This window comes from Bacillus cihuensis, from assembly GCF_000504145.1.
Taxonomy (GTDB): domain Bacteria; phylum Bacillota; class Bacilli; order Bacillales; family DSM-1321; genus Peribacillus; species Peribacillus huizhouensis.
This window is the reverse complement of sequence record NZ_KI632498.1, coordinates 403,054-424,918: the sequence shown is the minus strand read 5'-3', so window position 1 is coordinate 424,918 and position 21,865 is coordinate 403,054. Positions and strand designations below refer to the sequence as shown.

General features: G+C 38.9%; 21 protein-coding genes and 1 riboswitch. Of the genes, 4 read left to right on the top strand and 17 right to left on the bottom strand.

Features of this window, described 5'->3' with window-relative positions; translation table 11 throughout:
- Positions 1 to 66: 66 nt before the first annotated feature.
- Entirely contained in the window at positions 67 to 1,068 is a 1,002-nt protein-coding gene (gene yutH, locus V179_RS0123865) for a spore coat putative kinase YutH (protein WP_028393704.1), read from the bottom strand.
- Positions 1,069 to 1,286: 218 nt separating this feature from the next.
- Between yutH and V179_RS0123860 the strand changes: the two genes are divergently transcribed.
- The gene (locus V179_RS0123860; RefSeq protein WP_028393703.1) at positions 1,287 to 1,781 is read left to right on the top strand and encodes a phosphatidylglycerophosphatase A family protein; all 495 of its coding nucleotides are present in this window, start codon (positions 1,287 to 1,289) and stop codon (positions 1,779 to 1,781) included.
- 185 nt (positions 1,782 to 1,966) lie between these two features.
- Here V179_RS0123860 and V179_RS0123855 read toward each other — a convergent pair whose 3' ends face one another.
- Both V179_RS0123855 and V179_RS0123850 read right to left on the bottom strand, forming a co-directional pair.
- Positions 1,967 to 2,734 carry a TIGR01457 family HAD-type hydrolase gene (locus V179_RS0123855; protein WP_028393702.1) on the bottom strand — a complete coding sequence of 256 codons (768 nt, stop codon included), beginning with the start codon at positions 2,732 to 2,734 and terminating at the stop codon, positions 1,967 to 1,969.
- 26 nt (positions 2,735 to 2,760) lie between these two features.
- Positions 2,761 to 3,198: a DUF86 domain-containing protein gene (locus V179_RS0123850; protein WP_028393701.1), complete on the bottom strand. Its 438-nt coding sequence runs from the start codon at positions 3,196 to 3,198 to the stop codon at positions 2,761 to 2,763.
- 337 nt (positions 3,199 to 3,535) lie between these two features.
- Between V179_RS0123850 and V179_RS0123845 the strand changes: the two genes are divergently transcribed.
- On the top strand, positions 3,536 to 3,823 hold the full coding sequence (locus tag V179_RS0123845; protein WP_028393700.1) for a hypothetical protein: 288 nt from the start codon (positions 3,536 to 3,538) through the stop codon (positions 3,821 to 3,823).
- 245 nt (positions 3,824 to 4,068) lie between these two features.
- Here V179_RS0123845 and V179_RS0123840 read toward each other — a convergent pair whose 3' ends face one another.
- A complete protein-coding gene (locus V179_RS0123840) occupies positions 4,069 to 4,341 on the bottom strand; it encodes a YutD family protein (protein ID WP_028393699.1) in 273 nt (90 codons plus the stop codon).
- Positions 4,342 to 4,451: 110 nt separating this feature from the next.
- Here V179_RS0123840 and V179_RS0123835 point away from each other — a divergent pair, with 110 nt between their 5' ends.
- A complete protein-coding gene (locus V179_RS0123835) occupies positions 4,452 to 5,099 on the top strand; it encodes a YhcN/YlaJ family sporulation lipoprotein (protein ID WP_028393698.1) in 648 nt (215 codons plus the stop codon).
- Between the two features lie 111 nt (positions 5,100 to 5,210).
- Here V179_RS0123835 and lipA read toward each other — a convergent pair whose 3' ends face one another.
- Positions 5,211 to 6,128 (bottom strand): lipoyl synthase, encoded by a 918-nt coding sequence (gene lipA / locus V179_RS0123830; RefSeq protein ID WP_028393697.1) that lies wholly within the window; start codon positions 6,126 to 6,128, stop codon positions 5,211 to 5,213.
- A gap of 199 nt (positions 6,129 to 6,327) precedes the next feature.
- Between lipA and V179_RS0123825 the strand changes: the two genes are divergently transcribed.
- Positions 6,328 to 7,305 (top strand): M23 family metallopeptidase, encoded by a 978-nt coding sequence (locus V179_RS0123825; protein WP_028393696.1) that lies wholly within the window; start codon positions 6,328 to 6,330, stop codon positions 7,303 to 7,305.
- Positions 7,306 to 7,830: 525 nt separating this feature from the next.
- On the opposite strand, the gene V179_RS0123820 is transcribed toward V179_RS0123825, so the two are convergent.
- The 12 genes from V179_RS0123820 to V179_RS0123765 form a co-directional block, all read right to left on the bottom strand.
- Positions 7,831 to 8,919 (bottom strand): HD-GYP domain-containing protein, encoded by a 1,089-nt coding sequence (locus V179_RS0123820; RefSeq protein WP_028393695.1) that lies wholly within the window; start codon positions 8,917 to 8,919, stop codon positions 7,831 to 7,833.
- 584 nt (positions 8,920 to 9,503) lie between these two features.
- Positions 9,504 to 9,809 carry a YunC family protein gene (locus V179_RS0123815; protein WP_028393694.1) on the bottom strand — a complete coding sequence of 102 codons (306 nt, stop codon included), beginning with the start codon at positions 9,807 to 9,809 and terminating at the stop codon, positions 9,504 to 9,506.
- 67 nt (positions 9,810 to 9,876) lie between these two features.
- On the bottom strand, positions 9,877 to 11,250 hold the full coding sequence (locus tag V179_RS0123810) for a bifunctional metallophosphatase/5'-nucleotidase (protein WP_028393693.1): 1,374 nt from the start codon (positions 11,248 to 11,250) through the stop codon (positions 9,877 to 9,879).
- A 170-nt stretch (positions 11,251 to 11,420) separates the two neighbouring features.
- Complete coding sequence (locus tag V179_RS0123805) at positions 11,421 to 12,269, bottom strand: DUF72 domain-containing protein (protein ID WP_028393692.1); 849 nt, start codon at positions 12,267 to 12,269, stop codon at positions 11,421 to 11,423.
- A gap of 99 nt (positions 12,270 to 12,368) precedes the next feature.
- Positions 12,369 to 13,766, bottom strand: coding sequence for a Fe-S cluster assembly protein SufB (sufB, locus tag V179_RS0123800; RefSeq protein WP_028393691.1), 1,398 nt, complete (start codon positions 13,764 to 13,766; stop codon positions 12,369 to 12,371).
- A gap of 200 nt (positions 13,767 to 13,966) precedes the next feature.
- The gene (sufU, locus tag V179_RS0123795) at positions 13,967 to 14,395 is read right to left on the bottom strand and encodes a Fe-S cluster assembly sulfur transfer protein SufU (protein ID WP_028393690.1); all 429 of its coding nucleotides are present in this window, start codon (positions 14,393 to 14,395) and stop codon (positions 13,967 to 13,969) included.
- Complete coding sequence (locus tag V179_RS0123790; protein ID WP_028393689.1) at positions 14,385 to 15,614, bottom strand: cysteine desulfurase; 1,230 nt, start codon at positions 15,612 to 15,614, stop codon at positions 14,385 to 14,387. Before V179_RS0123790 ends, sufU begins: the two co-directional genes overlap by 11 nt.
- Positions 15,614 to 16,921: a Fe-S cluster assembly protein SufD gene (gene sufD / locus V179_RS0123785; RefSeq protein ID WP_028393688.1), complete on the bottom strand. Its 1,308-nt coding sequence runs from the start codon at positions 16,919 to 16,921 to the stop codon at positions 15,614 to 15,616. Before sufD ends, V179_RS0123790 begins: the two co-directional genes overlap by 1 nt.
- 15 nt (positions 16,922 to 16,936) lie before the next feature.
- Entirely contained in the window at positions 16,937 to 17,722 is a 786-nt protein-coding gene (gene sufC / locus V179_RS0123780; protein ID WP_028393687.1) for a Fe-S cluster assembly ATPase SufC, read from the bottom strand.
- A gap of 1,075 nt (positions 17,723 to 18,797) precedes the next feature.
- Positions 18,798 to 19,655 (bottom strand): MetQ/NlpA family ABC transporter substrate-binding protein, encoded by an 858-nt coding sequence (locus V179_RS0123775; protein ID WP_034302379.1) that lies wholly within the window; start codon positions 19,653 to 19,655, stop codon positions 18,798 to 18,800.
- A gap of 16 nt (positions 19,656 to 19,671) precedes the next feature.
- A complete protein-coding gene (locus V179_RS0123770) occupies positions 19,672 to 20,340 on the bottom strand; it encodes a methionine ABC transporter permease (RefSeq protein WP_028393685.1) in 669 nt (222 codons plus the stop codon).
- Positions 20,330 to 21,367, bottom strand: a complete 1,038-nt coding sequence (locus V179_RS0123765) for a methionine ABC transporter ATP-binding protein (protein ID WP_028393684.1) — start codon at positions 21,365 to 21,367, stop codon at positions 20,330 to 20,332. The genes V179_RS0123770 and V179_RS0123765 overlap by 11 nt, the downstream gene beginning before the upstream one ends.
- 175 nt (positions 21,368 to 21,542) lie before the next feature.
- Positions 21,543 to 21,654: riboswitch (SAM riboswitch) on the bottom strand.
- Positions 21,655 to 21,865: the final 211 nt, after the last annotated feature.

Genomic DNA, 21,865 nt, shown 5'->3' with positions numbered 1-21,865 from the left:
CTCTCTTATATTCTCACTCATCATATCATAAGAGAAGGAATGTATGGATAAAAATGTAAGCATCATTCACAACCAACTTACATCTGGAAGCTGAAGCCGTTTGGATGGGATTTGGGCAATCTCATAAAAACTGCGAAGGAATTCTTGGTAATAAGCAGAAGTATTTGCGATCATTTGAATTTGTTCTTCCAATTCATTCGCTCTCGCCTCTTTAGGACTTGAAAAATACTCTTCTACCACTTCAAAATAGTGGATTGGAAACAATAAACGTGAATAAAGCAATCGAGAAGAAAAGCTTGAAAGTGGTCCAATCGTTTGATATTCACGCATAAATGTGGATACACCCGGCTGATACGTATGTTGATTATGTAGATAATGATGGCGAACCCATTCCGCTACATCTCTGGTTGCGTGGTCAAATATCCAATCAAACGGATTTTTTATACAATATTTCCCGCTCCACGTCTCAGATGTAAATCGATCATAGCAAACCGTACCACTATCACTAGCTATTGGTGTATCATCAATTTCGGTATCAACCAAATATTGAATCGCGGTTTCACCTAATGACATATAGTAAGGAAAGGAGTCAATAAATTCTTTTTCAAATGGATTATTCGGATGCGCCTTCAGTTTCTCATTCCAAATTTGCTCAAGCTGATCAATCCGCTGTTCCCAAAGTTCTTTCCACTGACCAATTCTCGAACAAGCTTTAATAGCCGTAGGAATACCGCGTGCTCGATAATGAAATTTAGCGATTTTCCTACCGAGCTGTTGACTTCTCGGTTCATGTAAAGTTCGAACGGCCACAAGTACGAATGGCTGTTCTTCTGCCTCCGATACATAACTACCATGATTCGCCATTACAAATTCAGCTATATATCGATCACCTTGCTGAATTAATTGATCGGCCATCATCTTTCTTTCCTGCAATTCTTCTTGATCCACTTCGCCAAGCGGAATAATACTGTAAATGGTTGGACCAGAAATAAAGGAAGGGTATTTCCCTAAAACTTCCTCACGTTCTGGCGTAATCCCATACGATTCAAATATAATCTCCTCAATCACATTTATCCGCACCTTTCATTTATGTGATACTCATTTAAGTTTTTCAAGAAGGATATAAACCGAGAAAACGGGCAATTTAAAGGTACAAACACAAGAATAATATGTACTTTTCCTTATATATATGAAGAACATTCAATTTTCTGAATGTTTATTAAAAAATTAGAATAAACATGTTTATACATAGTTACCACTATCAAACACGAAACGGGTGATCTGTAATGGATGAAGTTATTAACGTATCTGAACAGACAGCAAGAAGATGGTTAAAAGAAAGAGGCGTAAAAATTGAGGATATTGCGGAACTCGTGATGTATCTACAAGCAAGTTACCATGAAAACCTTGAAATGAAAGACTGTATTGAAAATGTAGAAAGGGTCATATCAAAACGCGAAGTCCAAAATGCGATTCTGACCGGCATCCAACTCGATGTCCTTGCTGAAAAAAAGATGCTGGAAGAACCTCTGCAAAAAATCGTGGAAATAGATGAAAGTTTGTATGGTGTAGATGAAATCCTTGCCTTTTCCATCGTAAACGTATACGGATCAATCGGCTTTACGAACTATGGTTATATCGATAAGCAAAAACCAGGTATTCTGAAGTATTTGAATGATAAAAGTACAGGAAAAGTCCATACGTTTCTCGATGATATCGTCGGTGCCATTGCCGCTGCCGCTTCAAGTAGATTGGCGCACCGAGCTAAAAGCAAAAAGTAATTAGAGTGTTTATCCCGCATTAATGGGCAGTAAATCCCTACTTTAAGGTTTAGAAGAATCGATTGAAGCATAGGATCGGGGATGAAGATAGCGGCACAGATTGAAGTTTCACTTTATCCAAAAATGATTATTAGAACAAATAAAAGAAGCTTGGACGTAGAGTAACATACCCAAGCTTCTTCTTTTTAGAACTTCCAGTCAGCTAATGTATCAATAACATGTGTCGGTTGTTCTTGATAATTTTTCAATAATTCTTTCGTTGTAACACCAGTATGTACTAACAATGTATCTATCCCCGCATTAATCCCGGCAAGAATATCTGTATCATAGTTATCGCCGACCATAATGGTATCTTTCTTATCAACACCAAGAACCTTTAATGCTTGTTCAACGATAATGGATTCCGGCTTGCCAATAAAAATAGGCTGTATCCCTGTTGATACAGATATGACTGAGGCAATCGAGCCATTGCCCGGAAGAAGACCTCGTTCAGTTACAAGTGCTGCATCACTATTTGTCGCAACAAAGGTTGCACCATTCCGTACCGCAAGACAAGCTTTTACGAGCTTTTCATAATTGATTTTACGATCAATGCCCATTACGACAAAATCAGGGTTTTCATCAGCTAAGGTAAATCCTTTTTCTTGAATTGCATTCAAAAGCCCTTCTTCTCCAATAACATAGACAGAGGCCTCGCTTTGACGTTCTGCAATAAAGGTCGCAGTCGCCATCGCACTTGTGAAAACTTGATCAGCTGCCGTTTCAATCCCAAAATCACAAAGCACTTGAGCCACCTGCGCTGGAGTTCTAGATGCATTATTTGTCACGAATAAATAAGGAATATTTCGGCTTCTTAAGCCTTCAATAAAACCAGCTGCTTCTTTAATTTCTTCAGTTCCTCGATAAATAGTGCCATCTAAATCAATCAGATAGCCTTTATATTCTTTCTTCATATGATCCCTCTCGTTCTTCATTTCTGTTAATTCTTGAATGCTGAAACTGGACCTAGTTCATTTATTAAATAATTCCTTACGACTTTAGGGTATTCGATAAATGCTTGGATATTTTCGCTAAAAACGGTAGCCACCGTTTTCGTGTCTGCTACTAAATAGTCCTGAACCAACATTTTTCTAAGCGGAAGAATGTGCTTAAATTGATGGGCCATTTTTTCATCAATTACTTTTTCATCCAATAGAATGTCCACGATGTCTTCATAACTTCCTGGATCGCGCATAATGAAGCCATCAATAATCGCATTCCCTGTATCTAACATAGCATCAATGGAAGTCTGAACAAGTCGGCAAAGCGCAAGGCTAGCAAGCTCATTATCCCAATTCGACTGTTCCTCGAAAATGCGAAGCCGCTGTTCCAAATGTAGTAAATGTTTTTCAATTTGCTGTCTGTCAACAAAATACAAAGATATTCAATCCTTTCTAATTTGAAAAGGATACCGTGTCCCTCTTCTCTAGTCTTGGCGTAAACATAATTTTCTATGTATTATGTGTTCTTATTCGACTAATGTAGGATTATTAAAATCTTTTAAAAACCCCCACAATATATCTGTTTGCAACTTAATTAAACGACTATATTCTTGTTAGATTTCAGCATAATGCAAGATGATACTACTATAATTTTATCATAGTTCTCACAATTGTTGTATAAAGTCTATGTTTGAAAAAAGTAATGCACTACCTCATGTTTTCAACAGAAAAGGACAACCTAAGATTTACAGTGAAGTAGAAAGGATGTTGGATATGAATGATAACAACCGTTTCCACGAGATCTCAAATGTGGAAAAACAAAAGAATGATTTACTTCCTGAAGAACTGCCTGAAGGACCTTATGGAGCCCCACGTGGGGAGATGACATCTGTTGAAAATAAAAGCTCTCCATGGAAAGAAGGACAGCGCTATACGAGTGCCTTCAATTACGAATACAAATCGCTTCATGAAAGTCTGCCTCGTCAAATGGATGGTGCCCACCCACCCCATGACGATCCTGACAATCACGAACAAGCTCCACATTCTACAACTCCTGATTAGAGGAAGAATAACTGTCACTTAAAGAAAGGGTCAGACTCCACATCTACTACATACCGTTTAAAACGGAAGATAGAGTGTGACGTCAGACCCTTTTCTAGTGCTTGTTTAGTTTATCCTGCATTCACATGCAGTAAAATCCCGATTGGTGAGATAGAGGTAATCGGGTCCGTACTGTCGATTAATTGATCAACAGTAGAACGGGACTTACAGGCAGAAGGGGTAGAAGCCCCCCACTGTTTGAAGTTTCACTTTATTTTCTTTAAAACAAAATATGGACAACCAAAATTACAGTATTCATAAAGGTATTCGGTTAATGTACTAATTTTTGTATCAAACGTAGCTTTTTGGTTATCATCTTCAAAAAAACCGCGCAGACGTAATTGTCCATATCCCCAATCACCCACAATATAATCATATTTAGTCAATATCTCACTATAACGAGCTTTAAATGCTTCTTCATTGTAGCCATCTCTTCGTTCTTCTACAATGTCATAGGCTAAATTATTGATGCTTATCATCCATCTCACCTCTTATTCCAATTCCTACTTAAATTATAACTGATTAGCCAGCAATTACTAAGCGAAATTTAGCGGTATTTGCTCATCCTATCTCTTAGGAGGTGTTTTTATTGAAAAAAGCAGTTCTAGCGTTAAGCTTATGCTCTATTACGTTATTTGCAGGTTGCTCCGCTCCTAAGGAACAAGGAAGTGAAGTAACCGACAACATCTCAAATCCAGTTAAAGTTAACTCACCAACCAAATACTATGATGAAGATTATAACAATAGCACCAATCAAGGATCTGATTTTGGCTTTACTCGAATGGACAGTACAAATATTAACGGCAAAAATATTGCAAACGTCGCAAATAAAAATGTAGCCATTGATCGGGAACAATTGGCTAGTGTTATTACTTCGCTTACAGCATCACTGCCGAACGTAAAACGTGCGGCTTCACTTGTTACAGATGAGGATGTTCTTGTCGTATATGAAACCAACTCATCAAACCGATCGGAAACCGCTGATCAAGTGAAGAGAACTGCTATGTCAGTTGTTCCCCGCTATTATCACGCATATGTAAGTGATAATTGGAAACTTGCTCAAGATATCGAAAACTTCGCAACTCGAGGTTCCGATCAAAATAATATCGACCATACTATCGACAAAACAATTCAAAATATGTTGAAATCACCACAAGGAAAAGATTATAGCAAAGGAGAAAATGAAAACGGAGAAATGATCCATCAAAAAGATGAGCGTATGAATACGAATCGATAATCTTCATACCATATCAAAAAAAGCGGCCCCAAAAGGGTCTGACCTTACAATCTATATACTGTTTTTAACGGTATATAGTACCTGTAGAGTCTGACCCTTTTGTTAATCTATTTATTTCGCTTCAAGAATTTTCTCACCTTGTTCTTGCATATGCTTCGCAGCAGCATTTACTTGTTCATCAGCATGATAGGAAGAACGCACTAATGGTCCGGCTTCACAATGGCTGAATCCTTTTGTCAAAGCGATTTCTTTTAATTCGTTAAATTCCTCAGGGCTATAATACTTTTGCACCTTTAAATGTTTTTTGGATGGCTGTAGATATTGGCCAATTGTCATAATATTAACATCATGCGCCCGTAAATCGTCCATCGTTTCAATGATTTCTTCTTTCGTTTCGCCCAAACCAATCATAAGACTCGACTTCGTTGGAATTTCTGGGTACATTTCCTTCGCTCTCTGTAATAGCTCAAGTGAGCGATTATATTTGGCACGAGCACGGACTCGATCAGATAAGCGACGAACTGTCTCAATATTATGATTTAGAATATCTGGCTTTGCATCCATAAGGGTTTTTAAGTTTTCGTAAACTCCCCCCATATCTGAAGGCAATACTTCAATTGTAGTAAATGGGTTTTTTCGACGAATGGCACGCACGGTTTCAGCGAATACACCGGAGCCTCCATCTTTCAAATCGTCGCGAGCTACAGCAGTAATAACGACATGTTTTAGGTTCATCGTTACCACTGAATCTGCAACACGTTCTGGCTCTGCCAAATCCAATTCAGTTGGAAGACCTGTTTTTACAGCACAAAAGCGACAAGCCCTTGTACAGATCGCCCCAAGAATCATGAAAGTCGCAGTCCGACGAACGGCCCAACATTCGTGAATATTAGGACATTTTGCTTCTTCGCATACTGTATGTAAGTTCTGCTCTCTCATCATTTTTTTTAAGCCAGTGTAATTTTCATTCGTATTCAGTTTGATCTTCAACCAATCTGGTTTACGAAGATATTCTTCTTTGGTGGTCATGAAGATGCTCACTCCATTTCTTTATTAGAAAAAGTTGGGTTACATTGCCTACTAGTGTCACAATATCATAATAAAGCAAGCGGATACAACTAAATCGGTCAATTGGGAAAAATTAATTAAATTAATTCTCTGTTATTTCAGCAAACTAACGATATTCATTACCATCAGAAGGGAGAATTAGAAAGTGAAGCATAAAATCATGCTATCATTTCTGCTGCTTTCCATACTTAGTTTTCCTGAAAGCCATTCTGTTGCTTCATCAACAGCAATATCAGAAAAGGAAATGCTGGAAAAGCGATTAGAATTATTTAAAAATATGGAAACCGCTGTTCAACTTCCATGGTATTACCTTGCGGCTGCCGACCAATATGAACGCAGTATTCGACAGGCAAGAAATGATGTAGAATCCGTAAAGGGTAATATTTCTATTCATATAAAGCCGGCCCAATGGAGCGGTGCCTTAAATCCGAATCAAGAGGACACAAATCCATATTCCATCTCCGTATTCAATGGCATAGGAAAGGACGGAAATGGCGATCACGTTGCCGATCTTACGAATGATGAAGACTTATTATTTACATTCGCTAATTTTCTATTGGCATATGGGTCAGATGAGGATAATATCCGAATTGGCTTATGGAATTTTTATAAAAGAGATAAAGCTGTTGGGATTATTATGGGCAATGCAAAATTATTCAAGAAATTCAATCGGATAGATTTACAAGAAAAAGCATTTCCTGTCCCGGTAAAGACTAACTATACGTATCGCAGTACGTGGGGAGTTGCACGCGGTTGGGGCGGTCGGAGATCTCATGAAGGGACAGACATCTTTGCCCACTATAGTTTACCAGTACGCGCTACGTGTTATGGAATAGTTGAAATGAAAGGATGGAATAAATACGGCGGATGGCGAATTGGCATTCGAGATATTAATAATACGTATCATTACTTCGCCCATTTAAATGGCTTTAAAGATGGGATTAAGGTGGGAGATATCGTAAAACCAGGACAAGTAATTGGTGGGGTAGGCAGTACAGGCTATGGACCTCCAGGAACTTCCGGTAAGTTTCCTCCCCATCTTCATTTCGGAATGTATAAAGATAATGGAAAAATTGAATGGAGCTTTGATCCTACACCACATCTCCGTGCATGGGAACGAAAAGAACTGTCAAAGTAACAATAAAGTGAAACTTCAATCAGTGGGGTTTTCTTCTTCTCCCACTGGTTGTTAGTCTCGTTCTTCTAAACCTCCTGCTCACGTATCTGTAAGTTTCCCTGTATCTCATCAATCAGGCTGTTATCCCCCACCCTCTGCTTCCTCGATTCCTGTAAGCCTTAACGTGAGGGTTTTACTTTCTGTCATGCGGGATAAAATCCAAAGCGCTTATTGAGGGACTTCGTTAATATAGGCTGTTTTACACGACTTGGATTGATTTCCGTTACAGGTACTCGCTTTCCGCTGGCGGACTTAGGAGCCTCCTCAGTGCTTCGTACTTGCAGGGTCTCCCTCAACACGCTTCTCTAAGCAGGTGTCACCCACCTTCCACGACAATCAATATCTGCTCAAATTTGTTACTTGCTAAAAACACCAATCTTTACGAAAAGAGCCTTAATATAAGATGAGCAATCTTGATCAGGGCGTACCTCCCTATCAAATTGCTCATCTAAAATAAGTTACTAAGTACTCGTCTCATTTTTCTCTTCAATCATCTACTAAACAGCTCGTAATCAACAAATGATTATGATCTTTTAAATTACAGAAGTATGTATGTTCAAGTTCTATACCATTTTCTTCAATGATTAGCAGAACTGGTCGATCACTTATTCCAGCATTTTGCGATGAGACGACTCCCTTTCGCCCATCGTTCAATTGCACAGTTAAGCCATCTGGATAAATCGTAACCGAGCGCCGAAATGCTTCGACAATTTTTGCTTCAAATTGAGTTTCAGAGCCTGCATATAAAATTTCCAGAGCTTCATGCGGGAGCATTGCTTGCCGATATACTCGATTCGATGTGACGGCATCAAATACGTCTGCAACAGCAATAATCTTAGCAAAAAAATGGATATCATCTGCATATAAACCACGAGGATAGCCTGAACCATCTAAACGCTCATGATGTTGATAGGCACAATGAGCAACTAAAAGTGGAACGGAGTGAATTTTTCTAAGCAGCTGAAATCCAAATTCAGAATGCTGTTTAATCATAGAATATTCTTCCTCAGATAATCTTGCTGGCTTTTTTAATATATCTGGCGGAACTAGCATTTTTCCAACGTCATGAAGGATTGCACCGAGACCGAGAATTTCCATTTGTTTAGGTTTCATTTTCATTTCTTTAGCAATTGCTAAAGTATATAATGTCACATTTATAGAGTGGTTAAAGATATAATCATCATGAATATAAACATCTGAAAGCAATGTCAAAAGTTTCTCACTATTTTTGATTTCAGTTGTAATGTTTCCAAGTAATTTACTAATTCGTTGTGTTTTCCCTTCAATTACAAACGAACACTCCTGCATGTTCTTGGATTTAACATCAAGAAAAATATTCTCAATGGTTTTAACAGTTCTTCTTCTCAATTCGTGCGAGATGGTAGATTCTGCTTTAATATCTTTCGTTCGCTCGTCTGCGACATAAACAAAAGAAACATCCAATGAGAGTAATCTTCGTTTAATTGTGTCCGATATTTCACAGCCTTCTCCTAGTAGAATCGTTCCCCGGTCATTAAAAATACTTTTTCCTAGCCGCATCCCCGGCTTTAACGCTTGTGTTTTCAGTAGCCTCATAACATGTTCTGTATCCTCTCTATAACTGAAACATTGAAATTTTCATACAAAACGCCACCATTTACTATGAAGGTCCATCCTGTAGCACGCACTCCACCTATCACAATGGTGGCGGTTCTGAGCTGGATTTTGGAGTACTTTCTTAATAAAGGAAGTAGATCTACATAGTAGATTGACTATTTTAGTTAGTCGCGAAGCTCCGTCCTCATGCCCTTCATGACAAAAAATATGACATACATCATCATTCATTTTTTATTATCTACATTGTATTTTATCGGTACTACATACATTTTTTTAAGCCATTCTAATTTTTTCCCTAACTTTTACATATGAAACGTCCATGAGCTCCTTCTCTAAAGCCTAACGATGAATAATGTTCAGGTTCTATGAAGCGTAATACCTTATAAAGGTGGCGGTTCGGAGCTGATTTTGTGAGGCCCCGCCCCATTTCCACAGAGAAAAGGCCGACTAAAGCTAAGGCTAGACTCCACATTGCAATATCTAGTATCAAACAAACGTTTAATACAGATCATTTTGTAAGAGTTAGGCCCTTATAGTCGCCCTCTTTCACATTGCTATATATGTCACTCATGCATGAGCAATAATGCGTCGCTGCCCTTCATGCCAACGGAAATTCCCAATCTTTCTGCCTCTACCGTTACCGATTCCAACGGCGCCGTAAGCAGCTGTTCAAGTGTACGTACACCTGTTGCACGACCAGCAATAATTTTGCGGGCGCCCAATTTTTCATTGAGCAAAGCAACATCTAATGCACCACACATGATATATCCTGTTTCTGAAGCAATAGCCAGTAAGTTTGTTTTCGGCAAGGCTACAGAAATACCGATAAATGTCTTACCAGCTATCGTAATAGGAGTTACATTCATCAATGTAATCGCCCCCTTTCATTCATCATACTGTATGAATAAAAGGGCCATTATGTGTTATTGTCCAAGCTTATTCTTTACCTAATTTCCAGGCTAAAAGATCTCTCAGAAATTCTGGCATGAAATATTCTTTTGCTTCCGTCCGCTTGATCTGTGGAAAAAAACGACCGAAAGTAAACATATCTGGAATCGCTAGCTTATATGTTTGATCAGCCTGTAGTTCATTTCCATTAATCATGACTTTTTTTATAAGTCCTTCATCATTCTCCACAAAGTCAATCCCTTCATACACCATCATGCCCATGATGGTCCCTCTAAAGCCTAATCCCTTTAACTGAATGTGTGGCCATTCTTCATCTCTTGATTGCAAAATAACCTCTTTTAATTCTGCACCATTTAGTTCAATTACACATGGATTAATAGGATGAGGACAGGTTCTATGAATATCCCCTTTTGTCACAGGTCCTCTCGACAATGCTTCTAAAAGAAGACCAGCGTTGAGGAAAGCACAGTCTGCATTTGTCCATTCTTTTAACGATTCACAGAGTAGTTTAGGTAGCGGAGATGGTTGAAACCAGTCATTTTCAATAGGTTCTGGCAGGATAGCTATTACATCTTCAAGCTCCTTCTCACCGGCATTACGTACATTTTCAACCCATTGATCTTCGTTCGGTGCTTCTTCCAACTCATTCGTATCATATAACTGTGCTTTCTTACGAATGATCGATTGATTTGCATCCAGCTCGATTTCAACATGCCCGACAAATTGACCATATTTCCCAGCCCCGCATAGAAGTGAGTTTCCAACCATTTTTCCTTGGTGTAGAATATGATGGGTATGTGCTCCAAGTATCACATCCACTTCGGGAAATTCAGCAGCCATTCTTTCATCGTCATGAATGCCTAAATGTGATAGGACGACAACGAAGTCCGCTTGATTATGAATAGCTTTAAGTTGTTTTTGTAATTCAGCAAAAGGCTCATTTAAATACCAGCCTAAATTCTCGTAAAATTTATGAAAATAAGCGGTGACTCCTATCAAGGCGATCCTCGTACCATGATTAGTAGTATGTATGAAATATGGATGTGCCCATTTCGGACGGATTCTTTTTTTATTATACAAGTTTGCTACTAGAACTTTAAATTCTGCTTGATCATAAAGAGTAGATAATACTTCATTCGGGAGTGTAATTCCTTCGTTATTACCAATCGTTACGTATTGGTACCCTGATTCATTCAACAAACTTACATTTCCCTTACCGAGTGTCCCTTCTGTATAGGGATGCCATCGATCAACATGGTCACCGATGTCTAGAAGGAGGATCTCTTCGCCAGTCTCCTGATGCAGATTTTTTCTTTTTTGTAAAAAATGAGCGATACGAGGCCAATTTTCAAAATGGCTATGGACATCATTTGTGTGATATAAATGGATGATCTCTGACAATGTTTTTCCCCCTATGTATCCAAATATGCCTCCGAATAATTTAAAGCCCAGCTAAGGCATACTTCCTCTAAAGTTATCCTCTTAGAAAGAATACGGATATGGACCCATTATATATGACTGCCCGTTAATACGGAATAGAGCTCATACCATGTGGGCGTTTAATCTTATATTTAAAATAAATCCAGCTGTTTAGGGGCTAATCCACCATACTCAATTCCGAGTAAGTCAATCATTTGTTTCGCGTTATCTGCCGCGTCCCCACCTGAATTATTGTTAAATAAAACATACACATCTTTAGCCGTTTCTTCAAGTTTTCTGAGCCTGCTTACCCATTGTTGCAATTCTTCGTGGTTATAGCGGTAGAGATAGCGGACCTCACGCCAATCTTGTCCACCGCTTGCCTTTTGCCAACCATGAACATTCCGACCGTGAAATCGGACAAGTGCTTTTGTTTGATCAGTCGTCACGAGAACAAGTGGCACCGAACCATTTCCTGCTTGTGGTTCATCACAAACTGTATGTATCCAACCCTCTTCTTCCATAAACGAAAGTGTCTTCTCATACATCCCCGGTCCAAACCAGCTTTGATTGCGAAATTCTAGAGCAATGGGTACATCACCCATTTCGGCTTTACACCAGCGTAAGTAATTCACATTTTCACGATTACATTCAAACCATGGCGGAAACTGAAATAAGACCATTGCGAGTTTATTTGCTTTTTGATAAGACTCGAGAGAAGCGTGAAATGCATCAAACATTTGCTTTTTACTTTCATAGCGGTTTTCTCCGCGCAAATGTCCTGTCATCCCTTGATAAGCTTTCACAACAAACTGAAAGGATGCAGGCGTCTCAGCGACCCATTTATCACTATTCCGTTTGGGTTGCACTGCATAAAACGACGAATCGACCTCGACCGTCGGAAAATGCGCCCCATATTCCCGTAGCCGATCACGTTTCGAAACCCCAGCCCCATACAAACTATCATGATCCCCCCAACCAGTCACACCAATATAAATCATCGAACCTCTCCTTTAAGGGGTCAGACCCCATTTCCCAGTTTTATTTCCCGAAAGAAAAACCTGCCGAGTGAATCGGCAGGTTTCGTGGTTTAGGAAGTATTATCCGATAGATCCTTCCATCTCGAACTTGATAAGACGGTTCATTTCTACGGCGTATTCCATTGGCAGTTCTTTTGTAAATGGTTCAATGAAGCCCATAACAATCATTTCTGTAGCTTCTTGCTCAGAAATTCCACGGCTCATCAAGTAGAACAATTGCTCTTCTGATACTTTAGATACTTTCGCTTCATGTTCTAATGAAATATTATCATTTAAGATTTCATTGTAAGGAATTGTATCAGAAGTTGAACTATTATCCAAAATTAACGTATCGCACTCGATGTTTGAACGAGCACCATCCGCTTTACGTCCAAAGTGAACAATTCCGCGGTACGTTACTTTTCCGCCTTGTTTCGAGATTGATTTGGATACGATAGTAGAAGACGTATTCGGTGCCAAGTGCAACATTTTCGCTCCTGCATCTTGGTGCTGTCCTTTACCTGCGATTGCAATCGATAATGTTAGACCACGTGCGCCTTCTCCTTTAAGAATAACAGCAGGGTATTTCATCGTTAATTTAGATCCGATGTTTCCATCAATCCATTCCATCGTCGCATTCGCGTCACATACTGCCCGTTTCGTAACTAGGTTATATACGTTGTTTGCCCAGTTTTGAATCGTCGTATAACGGCAGTAAGCATCCTTCTTAATGATGATTTCTACAACCGCACTATGAAGTGAATTTGTTGTATAAACTGGTGCTGTACAGCCTTCAACATAGTGTACGCTTGCGCCTTCATCAACGATAATTAGTGTACGTTCGAACTGTCCCATGTTTTCCGAATTGATTCGGAAATAAGCTTGTAGTGGCGTATCTACTTTAATACCTTTAGGAACATAGATGAATGATCCACCAGACCATACTGCTGAGTTTAGCGCAGCAAATTTATTATCTGATGGTGGAATAGTTTTTCCAAAATGCTCGCGGAAAATATCTTCATTTTCTTTAAGCGCTGAATCAGTATCCTTAAAAACAATTCCCAAGTCTTCAAGATCTTGCTTCATGTTATGGTAAACAACCTCTGATTCATATTGAGCTGAAACCCCAGCCAAATACTTTTGCTCTGCCTCAGGAATTCCTAACTTATCAAACGTTTGTTTAATTTCATCTGGAACTTCATCCCAAGATTTCTCAGATTTCTCAGATGGTTTTACGTAATACGTAATTTCATCGAAATTCAAGCTGTTTAAGTCGCCGCCCCATTGTGGCATTGGCATGTTATAAAAAAGTTCCAATGACTTTAATCGGAAATCAAGCATCCATTGCGGTTCTTCTTTCATACGAGAGATTTCTTCGACGATTTCTTTTGTCAAACCACGTTTTGAACGAAAGATCGATACATCTCTATCCGCAAAGCCATATTTATAATCACCGATATCAGGCATTTTCTTAGCCATAGCTCGTTTTCCTCCATTTCAAAATGGCAAGGATGTCTCATTAGAGTCTACCCCTCATCAGAGACGCTTCTTACTCATTGTGTTTATTTATTCCAGGTTAATAGGCTGTAATACCCCATCTGGTGTCGATGAACAGCCTGTAAATCCGTAATTGCAGTCAACTAACCATCAATGGGAGATGCCCCCCACTAATGGAAGTTTCACTCTTTCAACCCTTTTTCCATCGCTTTCCAAGCTAATGTTGCACACTTAATTCTAGCAGGGAATTTCGAAACTCCTTGAAGGGCTTCAATATCACCAAGGTCTAGAGTATCATCGTATTCATTACCTTGAATCATTTCGGAAAATGTTTTTGAAAGTTTGACTGCCGTTTCAATATCTTTCCCTTTTATCGCCTGAGTCATCATCGAAGCTGAACTCATTGAAATCGAACACCCTTCACCTTCGAATTTCGCATCGACTACTTTCTGATCTTCCACTTTCATCGTTAAACGGATTCGGTCGCCGCATGTCGGGTTATTCATATCAATAGTTAAGTTTCCATCTTCCAAAACGCCTTTATTACGAGGCTTTTTATAATGGTCCATAATGACTTGTCGATAAAGTGTATCTAAGTTATTAAAGGACATTACTGAAATACTCCTTTGTTTTGACAAGCCCTTGTACAAGCTTATCAATATCTTCTTCGGTGTTATACAGGTAGAAACTGGCACGTGCTGTTGCTGATACATCAAGCCATTTCATTAATGGCTGTGCGCAGTGATGTCCTGCGCGAATGGCAATTCCATCCATATCAAGCACGGTTGCTAAATCATGTGGATGAACGTCAGCAATATTAAACGTAATGACTCCAGCTCGCTTCATCGGATCAAGCGGACCATAAATCATTAAGCCTTCAATCTCTGCCATTTTCTCTAGTGCATAGGCAGCTAAATGATGCTCATGAGCCTCAATATTGTCTAAGCCAATTTCAGTAAGAAAGTCAATGGCTGCTCCTAGACCAATGGCACCAGCTATTATTGGAGTTCCCCCTTCAAATTTCCAAGGGAGCTCTTTCCATGTCGATTCATATAGACCTACAAAATCAATCATCTCTCCGCCAAATTCAACTGGTTCCATTTTTTCTAAATGCTCTTTCTTGCCATATAATACGCCGATACCAGTCGGTCCGACCATCTTATGACCTGAGAAAGCAAAAAAGTCACAATCTAAATCTTGAACATCTACTTTTAAATGCGGTGTACTTTGGGCACCATCTACCACCATAATCGCTCCATGACTATGAGCAATCTGCGCAATTTCTTTAACTGGGTTTATTACACCTAATACATTTGAAACATGCATGATTGAAACAATCTTTGTTGCATCTGTGATCGTTGCTTTAACGTCATCAATAGAGATTGTTCCATCAAGCTGAAGTGGAACATACTTCAGGACAGCACCCGTCTGCTTAGCAATCTGCTGCCATGGAATGATGTTGCTATGGTGTTCCATATAAGAGATGACTATCTCGTCACCCTCTGATAGATTGGCGCCACCATAGCTTTTCGCTACTATATTTAAAGAAGTTGTAGTGCCTCGCGTGAAAATAACTTCTTCCATCAGTGAGGCATTAATGAATTTGCGAGCCTTTTCACGGGCTCCTTCATACGCATCCGTAGCTTTTGTTCCAAGTGTATGAACTCCGCGGTGTACATTGGAGTTGTAGCCGCGGTAGTAATCTTCAATGGATTGGATAACTGCGCTAGGCTTTTGTGAAGTCGCAGCACTATCGAGATAAACTAGAGGCTGGTCATTAACTTCTTGATCTAAAATTGGGAAAAGCTTACGAATTTCGTATGGATTCATTATCTAACTTTCCTTTCAATTACCTCAACTAGTTGCTTCTTAACACCTTCAATTGGAAGTACACTTACTACTGGTGCAAGGAAACCATGGATGACTAAGCGCTCTGCTTCAGTCTTTGGAATTCCTCTGCTCATTAAGTAGTATAATTGAAGTGGATCTACACGACCAACTGATGCAGCATGTCCTGCCGTAACATCATCTTCTTCAATAAGTAAGATTGGATTCGCATCTCCGCGAGCTTTTTCACTAAGCATTAATACGCGTGATTCCTGCTCTGCGTTCGCTTTTGTTGCTCCGTGTTCGATTTTTCCAATACCATTGAAAATTGTCTGAGCACTCTCTTTCATTACGCCGTGCTTCAATATATATCCTTCAGAGCGTTTTCCATAATGAATAATTTGCGTTGTGAAGTTCTGCTTCTGTTCCCCGCGGCCAACGACAACTGACTTCGTATCTCCAAATGAACCATCGCCCATTAAATAAGTTGTGTTATCAGAAATCGTATCTCCATCATTCATTAACCCAAGCGCCCACTCAATTCGAGCATCACGACTTGCTACACCTCGTCGGTTCACATACGTAGTAAATCCTGAAGAAAGTGTATCAACAGCTCCATAAGTGACTTTCGCATTAGCATTAGCAATGACTTCCGTCACAATGTTTGCAATTCCAGATGCTGATTCAACCGTAGAAATGTAGTTTTCTACATACGTTACTAAACTATTGTCATCCGCTACAATTAATACATGGTTGAATAATGTAGTATCTGTATGATCCACTAAGAAAATAGATTGAATCGGCTCTTTAATCTCAACATTTTTCGGAACATATAAAAATGCTCCACCGTTCATTAACGCAGCATGGAATGCTACAAGGCGATGCTCATCAGCATTTACACCGTCTTTCATGAAATACTTTTGTACAAGTTCTCCATGTTCGCGAGCTGCTGTGAAGATATCTGTAAAAATAACTCCTTGAGCCTTCAACTCTTCTGATAAGCTGAAAAATGCAGGTGTATTATTGCGTTGGATATATAAGTTTTTGCTTTCTTCTAAATCAACAAGTGATTTCACAGCTTCAGGAAGGTCATTCAATGATGTGAATGCTTCACTTTCAACAGTATGAGATTTGAAAGAAGTGAAATTCCATTTATCTATTTTCGTCTTATCAGGTCTTGGCATCGGCAGATTTTCTAGTCCTGCAAATGCATGAACTCGAAGTTCTGTCAGCCAAGCTGGTTCGTTGTTTTGTTGTGAATAAGAGCTGATATACTCTTGTTCAACTGGTAGTTTTGTTTCGGTAGTCATGGCAAATCCTCCTACTTACGCTTCTTGGCCAACAGTTTCGTCTTCAATGCCTAATTCTTCTTTAATCCACTCGTATCCTTCTGCTTCAAGGCGTTGTGCTAGCTCAGGACCGCCAGATTTAACAACACGTCCTTGCATCATAACGTGAACAAAATCAGGAGTGATATAATTCAATAGACGTTGATAGTGAGTGATGATCAAGCAACCGAAATCTTCGCCACGCATTTCATTGATCCCTTTTGATACAACTTTAAGAGCATCAATATCTAACCCAGAGTCAATTTCGTCTAGGATTGCAACTTTTGGTTCAATCATCATTAATTGTAGAATTTCATTACGCTTTTTCTCTCCGCCTGAGAACCCTTCATTTAAATAACGTTGAGCCATATCTTGATCCATTTCAAGGAAATCCATTTTCTCGTCCATTTTGCGAATGAATTTCATAAGTGAAATTTCATCGCCTTCTTCACGGCGTGCGTTAATCGCTGAACGAAGGAAGTCTGCATTCGTTACACCGCTGATTTCACTTGGATATTGCATAGCAAGGAAAAGACCAGCTTGGGCACGTTCGTCAACTTCCATTTCAAGAACATCTTTGCCGTCAAATGTAATGCTTCCGCTAGTTACTTCATACTTAGGGTGTCCCATGATTGCTGAAGAAAGAGTAGACTTACCTGTTCCATTAGGTCCCATGATTGCATGGATTTCTCCACCTTTGACTTCAAGGTTAACACCTTTTAAAATTTCTTTTCCTTCAATTGAAACATGAAGATCTTTAATCGTTAATGTTGAACCTGACATAGTAATACCTCCGTGATCTAAATCCTATTTTATAGCTAGAAAGTAAGATACCTTCTTTTCTATGACCGTTAAAATGATTCTCACTTTATTCTCATTATAATCTTATATCAAATTTAAACTGTAAGCAACTAATTAAAATGCTTTTCTACTATAAAGGATAGTGTTTTCCGGTACACATTGCAAGTAAAGCCCATAACAAGAGTTTTCCTACATACATCCATTTATTTTTCCCAAAAAAATGAATAATGATTCGATTCATTGTAATTATTCATACAAAATCTGGCTGACTTTAAAACGCCACCATTCGATAAAATCATGTAGCACGCTACACATATCTAATCACAATGGTAACAGTTTAGAGCATGATCTATAACATATACCAGCTAAGTAGCTTAGCTATATTATTAAATCGTAAATCCCCGTCTCAATGACCTTCAAACAAATTATATTTACAGAGATCAAAAAAGACCGGCCGTTATCCATTACGTGGACTTCGACCGATCTTTCGACTACTTATCAAATGGAATTATTAATATATCTGACGTTGCAGATTATTCACGATTCGGTTGCCTTCTTCATAATCCTTCTCTCTTCGTTTCTCGACCTGGAGCCGAATATCCAATCGCCTGCTATACTCACTGTAGCCTATTCCGTGTGATTGTTGCATCGCCTTTTCCATTTCGCTCGTTACGTTTAACTCTAGAGAGTTGATAATGAATCAATCCTTCCATTTTTTATTGGATTTTAGTGTAACATCTCAGCAATTTACTTTTCAAAATCCATATACCCGTCACAGAGCCGATTACACATGATCAGCTAGAGAATATAACTAATATTCTTACTATTACGGAACAATGCTATGCAATATAATGTAAAACTTCAATCAGTGGAGTTTTCTTGATCCCACACTGATTGTTAATCCCGTTCTAGTTGCAAAATTTACGAAAAAAGGGTGTCCCATAATGACCTTACCCCGAGCTTATTCAACAGTTTATAAGTGATTCAGCACTTATTTTAAACTGTAAACAGCAGTCGAGGCTTGGCCCATTTGTTGGGACACCCTTCTTCACAATTATTATTCAGCAGGTAAAACTGCTCCTTTATACTTTTCCATAATGAAATCTTGAATTTCTTTTGAGTGTAGAACTTCTACTAATGCTTTAATGTCTTCACGTTTCTCATCACCAGCACGAACGGCAATAATATTTACGTACGGATTGTCTTTTGCTGACTCAACTGCAATTGGATCATTTATCGGATCAAGTCCAGCATCTAATGCATAGTTTGCATTGATAACTACAGCATCCCCTTCACCATTATTAAAGACCTGTGGAAGTAATGCCGCTTCAATATTAGGTTGGAATACAAGTTTCTTCGGATTTTCAACAATATCATTGATCGTTGCTTTAGTTTTATTTATGCCTTCTTTTAATTTAATCAAACCATGCTCTTGGAAAATAGAAAGAATCCTTCCTTCATCTGATACAGCATCACGCATAATAATTTTTCCGCCTTCAGGGATTTCATCTAAACTTTTATACTTTTTAGAGTAAATCCCAATCGGCTCAATGTGCACAGCGCCAGCATTAACGAAATCATAGCCCTTATCTGCAATCTCTTCCTCTAAGTACGGAAGATGCTGAAAGTAATTGGCATCAATTTCTTTTGCAGCCAATGCTTTATTTGGCAAAATAAAATCTGAGAAAACTTTAATCTCAAGATCGACTCCTTTTTCTTTTAATGCTGGTTTTGCTTTCTCAAGAATTTCAGCGTGCGGAACATTGGAAGCCCCAATAACTAGCTTTGTTAAGCCCTTCTCATCCGCCGAACCATTGTCACTTTCTTTCTTATCAGCACTTGTTCCACATGCTGTCAAACCTAATAATAATGTCGATGCAATTGCTAAAGTTTGAAACCATTTTTTCTTTTTCATTTCCTTTACCCCCATCTCATCGTTTGTCTAATTTTGAAGTTATTAAATCACCAATAAATTGGATGACGAACACAATTAGTAATATAACAATTGTTGCCAACAGCGTTACATCATTTTTCGTTCTCTGGAAACCTTCTTTATAAGCAAGATCTCCAAGTCCCCCTGCACCAATAGCACCAGCCATCGCCGTATAACCAACTAACGCGATAGCTGTAACGGTTATTCCGGAAACAAGAGCAGGCATAGATTCTGGTAATAATACTTTAAAAATAATGGTACTCGTTTTAGCGCCCATCGATCTCGCCGCTTCAATGACACCTTTATCCACTTCTCTGAGGCCAATCTCGACCATCCTCGCATAAAAGGGAGCAGCCCCGATAATTAGGGCAGGGAGAGCAGCCTTTGCACCTAGCATTGAACCTACAACAATAATCGTAAACGGAATTAATAAGATAATAAGAATAATAAATGGGATCGAGCGGAATATATTGACAACAGCTGAGATAATGATGTTAATCATTTTATTTTCCCACATCTGTCCTTTGGATGTTAAAAATAATAATAACCCTAGCAGGATTCCTATTACAAAAGTCGCAACTAAAGCAATCCCTGTCATATATAATGTTTCCTTCGTTGCTAACCATAGATTTTCCCAAATTACATTCGGAAACCAATTACTCAGCATTTGAGATCACCTCCACGCCAACCTGCTGTTCTTTGATGTATGTGATTGCACGGGAGATTTCCTCATCGCTGCCATCCATATGAATAAACAATGTGCCATACGATCCACTTTGAGTTTGTGAAATTTTCCCTTGTACGATATTAACGTCCAATTGAAAATTACGGATAAGCTTTGTAATCAGCGGACTTTCCGTATTCTCTCCTACAAAAGTTAATTGAACAACCTTGCCTTGTGGATAGTTCTCGAGTAAATGGTCCACAGTGTCTTTCGTTTCCGCAGGCTCAGTTACTTGTTGAACAAACCGCTTTGTTATTTGTGCAGCTGGGTTCTGAAATACGTCTAGAACTGGCCCTTGCTCAACAATTCTACCGCCTTCCATGACAGCAACCCGATGACAAATTTTACGAATTACATGCATTTCATGAGTTATTAGAACAATTGTCAATCCTAATCGATTATTAATATCCACCAAAAGCTCTAGTATCGAGTCGGTTGTTTGCGGATCAAGTGCAGATGTCGCCTCATCACAAAGGAGTACCTTTGGGTTGTTCGCTAATGCTCGTGCTATTCCAACCCTTTGCTTCTGTCCACCGCTTAATTGGGAAGGGTAGGCATTTTCTCTGCCCTCTAAACCGACCAACTTAATTAATTCATTGACTCGTTTTTGGCGTTCACTTTTCTTTACACCGGCAATTTCAAGCGGAAACGCGATATTATCGTGAACAGTACGAGACCACAATAAATTAAAATGTTGAAAAATCATGCTAATCTCTTGACGCGCCTTACGCAAGTTACGACCTTTAATGCTCGAAATCGTATTTCCTGCAACAACGACAGAACCCGTTGATGGGGTTTCTAAACCATTTAGCATTCGGATGAGGGTACTTTTTCCTGCACCACTATATCCAATAATTCCAAATATTTCACCTTTGTTAATTGTTAAATTGACTTCATCAACAGCCTTAATCGGCTGGGATTGCAAAGATTTGGTACTGAATACCTTACTAACTTTCGACAGTGTTATCATTGAACTCACCTCTTTATGCAATAAAACCTATGAACCTACTCATGTTGTTTGTAAAAACCTTCTACTAAATAAGATTTCACGAACCTCTCCATTCATGCACTGTTTATTTGCATCATTGGAAATAAAAAATGCCTTTCTGCAGAGAGCAGAAAGGCATTATGAAAAAAAGACCTTTCTCTCATCTCCCAAAGCAATTAGCTTTGCGTGAATTGGCACCTTTTCAAAGCAATAGCTTTGCCGGTTGCCGGGCTTCATCGGGCACATCCCTCCACCTCTCTTGATAAGAGCAAACAAGTATAAGAAATTGATGAATCATCAATTAAAGTTCATTTTGTTTTCGTTGGAATAATACCATGCAAAAAGATAGAGTGTCAATGTATTATATTTCTATTTTATGAAAGTCTGTTAAAAAAACTTGCCAACAATCGTTTTTATATAAAGTGAAACTTCAATCATTGAGGGTTTTCTTCATCCCTCAATGATTGTTAGTCTTATTCT

Coding starts and splice junctions, on each gene's coding strand:
- V179_RS0123860 (WP_028393703.1), top strand. CDS start 1,287: ATGGATGAAGTTATTAACGTATCTGAACAGACAGCAAGAAGATGGTTA.
- V179_RS0123855 (WP_028393702.1), bottom strand. CDS start 2,734: ATGAAGAAAGAATATAAAGGCTATCTGATTGATTTAGATGGCACTATT.
- V179_RS0123845 (WP_028393700.1), top strand. CDS start 3,536: ATGAATGATAACAACCGTTTCCACGAGATCTCAAATGTGGAAAAACAA.
- V179_RS0123840 (WP_028393699.1), bottom strand. CDS start 4,341: ATGATAAGCATCAATAATTTAGCCTATGACATTGTAGAAGAACGAAGA.
- lipA (WP_028393697.1), bottom strand. CDS start 6,128: ATGACCACCAAAGAAGAATATCTTCGTAAACCAGATTGGTTGAAGATC.
- V179_RS0123825 (WP_028393696.1), top strand. CDS start 6,328: ATGCTATCATTTCTGCTGCTTTCCATACTTAGTTTTCCTGAAAGCCAT.
- V179_RS0123820 (WP_028393695.1), bottom strand. CDS start 8,919: ATGAGGCTACTGAAAACACAAGCGTTAAAGCCGGGGATGCGGCTAGGA.
- V179_RS0123805 (WP_028393692.1), bottom strand. CDS start 12,269: ATGATTTATATTGGTGTGACTGGTTGGGGGGATCATGATAGTTTGTAT.
- sufB (WP_028393691.1), bottom strand. CDS start 13,766: ATGGCTAAGAAAATGCCTGATATCGGTGATTATAAATATGGCTTTGCG.
- sufU (WP_028393690.1), bottom strand. CDS start 14,395: ATGTCCTTTAATAACTTAGATACACTTTATCGACAAGTCATTATGGAC.
- V179_RS0123790 (WP_028393689.1), bottom strand. CDS start 15,614: ATGAATCCATACGAAATTCGTAAGCTTTTCCCAATTTTAGATCAAGAA.
- sufD (WP_028393688.1), bottom strand. CDS start 16,921: ATGACTACCGAAACAAAACTACCAGTTGAACAAGAGTATATCAGCTCT.
- sufC (WP_028393687.1), bottom strand. CDS start 17,722: ATGTCAGGTTCAACATTAACGATTAAAGATCTTCATGTTTCAATTGAA.
- V179_RS0123775 (WP_034302379.1), bottom strand. CDS start 19,655: ATGAAAAAGAAAAAATGGTTTCAAACTTTAGCAATTGCATCGACATTA.
- V179_RS0123770 (WP_028393685.1), bottom strand. CDS start 20,340: ATGCTGAGTAATTGGTTTCCGAATGTAATTTGGGAAAATCTATGGTTA.
- V179_RS0123765 (WP_028393684.1), bottom strand. CDS start 21,367: ATGATAACACTGTCGAAAGTTAGTAAGGTATTCAGTACCAAATCTTTG.